Here is a 4,086-nt window from a genome sequence, read left to right as displayed (position 1 = left end):
ATTCGACAATATTTTTATACCATATTTTTATGCTCTATACTGTCAAATAGTAAAATAGGACCCGATTATTTTGCTCTAAACGTCGTTATATAACTAACGCACCCGTAAGTTATATAAGCAACCTCGATAAGTTAAAAAAACAAACACTTTCTACCTAAGGAAAGGTTTGTTAGATAAGACTAATTATTTTAATTTAAGTACTATTTTTCCTTTTGCTCTTCCCGCCTCTGCATACTCCAATGCTTTTTGGGCATCTTCGAAAATAAAAACTTTATCAAGTGTAGGCTTAATCACTTCTGACTCTAACATTTTTGTTAAAATTTTCAACTGCTCTCCACTATGCTTCATAAAAAGAAACGTGTATTGGACATTATGTTTTTTTTCTAGCTTCGTAAGTTTATAACTTGCAATTGAAAATAAGGTTTTTTTAAATGAGCTAAATCCATTTTCTTTAGCAAAGCGACCATTCGGGATTCCAGATATAGAAACAATCTTTCCTCCTTTTTTTAATGTTACAAATGATCTCTCTAACGTCGCTCCCCCAATGGTATCAAGAACTGCGTTGTAGTCACGAATCGAATGTTCGAACTTTTCTGTCTTGTAATTAATAACTTCGTCAGCGCCAAGAGATTTTACTAAATCACTACCATCACTAGCTGTAGTTGCGACAAAAGCACCCATATGTTTTGCAAGTTGGATAGCAAATGTTCCTACTCCCCCTGATCCTGCATGTATTAATATTTTATGTCCTTTTTCAATTCGCAGAATATCATGTAAAGCTTGGTAGGATGTCAATCCGACTAGAGGGATGGAGGCGGCTTCTTCAAAACTTAAATTTTTAGGTTTTAATGTAATATCTTCTTGGTTAACAGAGAGATATTCAGTAAAAGTTCCCATTTTATTTGCTCTAGGTCGACCATATACCTCATCACCGACTTTAAACTTCGTGACACTAGTACCTACTTCAACAATTTTTCCAGAAAAATCATTTCCTAAAATTAACGGCATCTTGTATTTCAATAATAATTTTAATTCACCTTTTCGAATTTTTGTATCAAGAGGATTTATACTTGCCGCATATATCTCAACTAAGACCTCGTCATTATTTATTTTGGGCATAGGGAAGTCTAAAAAATTTGGTTTTTTACCGTAGTTTTCAATTGCTAAAGCTTTCATTATAATCCTCCACATTTTTATTTACGCACATGTATCTTTTCATAACGAACATAAGAAAAAAGATTATGAATATCCCTAGATGGGATATTCATATTAAATAAACTATTTTAAGAAAGGATAATCTGTATAACCTTCTTTTCCTCCTGCATAAAGCGTGTTTTTATCAGGTTCGTTTAGGGGAGCACCTGATTGAATTCGTTCTACAAAGTCTGGATTAGCTAGTACCCAAGTACCTACTGTGACAACATCCGCATGATTATTATCTACATCAGACGAAAGTTGATCTAGAGGACGACCTGGACGGTTAACAAGAAGTGATTGATCCCAAAGTTGACGCACATCTTTTAGGAATTGCTCGTTTCCAAAGTGCATTAAATGTAGATATGCAAGGTTAAGCTTATTTAATTCACTTATTAAATAGCGATACATCTCAAGGCTATTTTCCCCCTCATCAATGCCTTGCAGTGTTCCTTGAGGAGAAAAACGGATGCCTGTTCTTTCTGCTCCTATTTCATCAACAACTGCTTTAGCTACTTCAATAGCGAATCGAGAACGACCCTCAATCGTACCACCGTATGCATCTTGACGATGATTGGAGTTTTCACTAAGGAATTGTTGGATCAGATAACCATTCGCTCCATGAATTTCAACTCCGTCTGCACCAGCTTCAATTGCTGAACGTGCTGCTAAACGAAACTCATTGATAACATCTTTTATCTCAAGCTCACTCAATTCTCTTGGTGTTGGAATTTCTTTCATTCCTTCTGCCGTGAAAATTTCTACACCAGGTGCGATAGCTGACGGTGCAACTGCTTGGCGGTGGTGAGGTGTGTTATCAGGGTGTGATACACGTCCCACATGCATAAGCTGAACAAAAATATGACCGCCTTCACTATGAACTTTAGAAGTTACTTTTTTCCACCCTTTAATATGATTTTCTGTATAAATACCAGGTGTATTAGTGTAACCTTGCCCATCATCTGAAGGTTGGGTTCCTTCGCTTATAATTAAACCGACTGAAGCACGCTGACCATAGTACTCTGCTACTAAATCGCTCGGTGTACCATCTGGTAAAGCTCTACTTCTAGTCATCGGAGCCATACCTATACGATTTTTTAAGTCAATGTTTCCGATACGAACTTTTTCAAATAATCTGCTCATATGAATACTCCTTTTTAATAAGAATTAGCATCAAGAAATGAATTTACGTGTTCTGCAAATAGTTCTGGAAATTGAAACAGATGCCCGTGACCAGAATCAGGATATATAATCAGCTGTGCTTTGGGTAATTTCTCTGTTAAGATATAACTGTTTTTAGTCGGTACCATCACATCATTAACACCATTAGTAACAAGTACAGGGTGTTTGATGTTTTGTAACCATTCATAATCATGATTAGATTTTTGTTTAGCCCATTTTGCAATGGCTTGTAATTGTGCCTCTTTTACTTGTTCTGAACTGTTTACTTTTTTCTGATTAAAAATTCTTTGTAGTGAAGCCATTCCTGCAGATTTACTTGTTTCGGTTTGTTCGTAGAAAAAGAACATAAAATCATTTATTCCATCTTCTTCCGTTCCGCCGTGACGATTCATTCTTTCAAAAATCTCTGGATTTGGATTAATACCAGATTCAGGTGAAGTACCTGCCATAATAATTTTTCTTACTAAATCTCCTTCTTGTAAAGCTAGCTCTTGTGCAACCATGCCACCAATGGAAAAACCAAGAATGTCAACTTGTTCTAATCCAAGAGTTTTTATAAATGTTGCTGTATCTTTTGCCATATCAGCAATTGTAGTAGGCGTTAGTCCATCGGTCTCACCAACCCCTTTATTGTCAAATAAGATTACTGGGCGTGTATTTGCAATAGGTACAAGCATGTTTGGATCCCAGTTTTCCATCGTTCCTCTAAAGTGAACAAGAAATACTACTGGTATACCATCTTGTGTACCAAATTTTCTATATGCGTAACGAGTTCCATCTGCTTCAATAAATTCTGATTCTGTTGGTATTTTAAATTTTGTCATTTTTGTGTTCCTCCTTAGAAATTAAAAAACGATTTTATAAGTATGCATTATGATGGTTTGTTTCATGCTTATTTTAGAATGAGCGTTCTAAAAAGGGTAAAAAAAGAAAGCTAGTCCAACACTGAAAGTGCTAGAGTGATGATGCCTTCTAATTCTTTTTTATTGTAATTAGTTTTTATTAGTACTCTTATACCTACCAAATTGTTGTGTAAGAAACGAGATGTGTTGTCAGAATCGATTTCTTTTGATAGCTCTCCACTAGTTTGGCCCTGTTTTATAAGGTTATTAAACATATCTTCAGTACGGTTAAACATTTTTGTAACTATGCGTCCAATTTCTTTGTCCAACAAAGATAATTCAATGGCTGCATTTACTGATAGACAACCTTTTGGGTATTGTTCAATGGAATTCAGTATGAAAATAAAAACATCACGTATCGCCTGTTTAATGGATGAAGTGCTGCTAATTATGCTTTCCATCTCATTGACGATGAGCTCTTCATAGTGATTAAGCGAAGCTAAAAACAGTGAACGCTTGTCACCAAATGTGTCATATATACTCCCGCGGTGTATCCCCATATGATCCACCAAATCTTGCATGGATGTTTTTTCATAACCCTGTTCCCAGAAAAGCTCCATTGCTTTTCTTAATACTGCTTTTTCATCAAACTCTTTACTTCTAGCCATTTTATTTCTCCTTAAAAAAATACATGAACCAATACTAACAAAAACAAACGTCATAATCTATTATAGAATGAACGTTCTAAAATAAACACATGAATTTCAAACCATGATTAAATAATACCCTTTTTAGAACGATTAGTAAAGAATTATAACTAACCAATAATTTCCAACGCATTTGCTACATATTGATACAGATAGGTAAG

4 protein-coding genes are annotated in these 4,086 nt (G+C 35.0%); all 4 read right to left on the bottom strand.

Going from position 1 to position 4,086, the window contains the following annotated elements; all coding sequences use genetic code 11:
• Nucleotides 1–183: 183 nt before the first annotated feature.
• The 4 genes from COI44_RS23295 to COI44_RS23280 all read right to left on the bottom strand — a co-directional run bounded on the left by COI44_RS23295 (nucleotide 184) and on the right by COI44_RS23280 (nucleotide 3,886).
• A complete protein-coding gene (locus COI44_RS23295) occupies nucleotides 184–1,176 on the bottom strand; it encodes an NADP-dependent oxidoreductase (RefSeq protein ID WP_098430018.1) in 993 nt (330 codons plus the stop codon).
• A 102-nt stretch (nucleotides 1,177–1,278) separates the two neighbouring features.
• Nucleotides 1,279–2,337 carry an alkene reductase gene (locus COI44_RS23290; protein ID WP_098430017.1) on the bottom strand — a complete coding sequence of 353 codons (1,059 nt, stop codon included), beginning with the start codon at nucleotides 2,335–2,337 and terminating at the stop codon, nucleotides 1,279–1,281.
• 14 nt (nucleotides 2,338–2,351) lie between these two features.
• Complete coding sequence (locus COI44_RS23285; RefSeq protein WP_098430016.1) at nucleotides 2,352–3,200, bottom strand: alpha/beta fold hydrolase; 849 nt, start codon at nucleotides 3,198–3,200, stop codon at nucleotides 2,352–2,354.
• A 110-nt stretch (nucleotides 3,201–3,310) separates the two neighbouring features.
• The gene (locus tag COI44_RS23280) at nucleotides 3,311–3,886 is read right to left on the bottom strand and encodes a TetR/AcrR family transcriptional regulator (protein WP_098430015.1); all 576 of its coding nucleotides are present in this window, start codon (nucleotides 3,884–3,886) and stop codon (nucleotides 3,311–3,313) included.
• Between the last annotated feature and the right edge of the window lie 200 nt (nucleotides 3,887–4,086).

The organism is Bacillus sp. AFS088145, from assembly GCF_002564465.1.
Lineage (GTDB): Bacteria > Bacillota > Bacilli > Bacillales > Bacillaceae_G > Gottfriedia.
The sequence above is the reverse complement of the archived record's forward strand: the minus strand, read 5'-3'. Positions and strand labels throughout refer to the sequence as shown.